Below are 1,009 nucleotides of genomic sequence, written 5' to 3' on the forward strand. Positions count from 1 at the left end.
CCGTTGTCTCACAGCGATGTCACCATGATCAGTCTCAAACTCGTGTCGTTTCCTCTGTGCATGACCGGACCTCGGTCACGAGGCCGTGATCACCCAGGCTCGCACGTCAAGCGGAGTGAACATGTGATCGAGCCCGGACCAGCTGGCGAGACCACCCTGTCCCTCGGCATCCGCGCACCGATGAGTTTCCCGCGCCGCGCCGGTCTGTACAGGTGAGACCGACTTACGGGAGGCTGGCGCCATGCGGAAACTGATCTATGGCATGAACGTGACCCGGGACGGCTACATCGCCGCGGCCGGCGATGACATCGGCTGGGGCGGGCCGAGCGACGAGTTGTTCCAGTGGTGGCTTGACCGGGAGCGGGCGAGCGGCCTGTTGCTGTACGGGCGCAAGCTGTGGGAGACGATGAGCTCCTACTGGCCGACCGGCGACCAGCAGCCCAATGCCACCTCGGCGGAGATCGAGTTCGCGCGGAACTGGCGGGACACGCCGAAGGTGGTGTTCTCCTCGACGATCGACAAGGTCGACTGGAACACCCGCCTGGTCACCGGCGACGCGGTCGCCGAGATCACCCGGCTCAAGGCCGAGGACGGCGCCCCGATGGGTATCGGCGGCGCGACGCTCGCCGGGGCGGCCATGCGGGCCGGGCTGATCGACGAGTACCAGCTGGCCACCTACCCGGTCCTGGTGGGCGACGGGACGCCCTTCTTTACCGCGCTGGACAGCTGGGTGAACCTGAACCTCGTGGAGACGCGGACGTTTCCTGGCGGCGTGGTCCTGACCAGGTACGAGACGAGGCGCTGAGCGCTCGTCCGAGAGTCACGGGCCACATGCGCGGCGGGGTGACACCGGAGGAGCCGGCTCGGTTGCGCTCGCGCACGCGACCACATGGACCACGAGTACCAGCAACCGATCTTGCTCGGGGCGCCTGTCTCAAACCCGACTTCATTCATGAAGCCGAGACGAAGTCGGCCGTGAGAATATGAAGTGAGATTTGAGATCCTACAC

At 65.7% G+C, this 1,009-nt stretch carries 1 protein-coding gene; it reads left to right on the plus strand.

The genetic code is table 11. From position 1 onward, the window contains the following. Positions 1-241: 241 nt before the first annotated feature. A complete protein-coding gene (locus FM051_RS49990) occupies positions 242-805 on the plus strand; it encodes a dihydrofolate reductase family protein (RefSeq protein ID WP_158855007.1) in 564 nt (187 codons plus the stop codon). Positions 806-1,009 lie beyond the last annotated feature (204 nt).

It is taken from the genome of Saccharothrix deserti (assembly GCF_009769385.1).
GTDB classification, from domain to species: domain Bacteria; phylum Actinomycetota; class Actinomycetes; order Mycobacteriales; family Pseudonocardiaceae; genus Actinosynnema; species Actinosynnema deserti.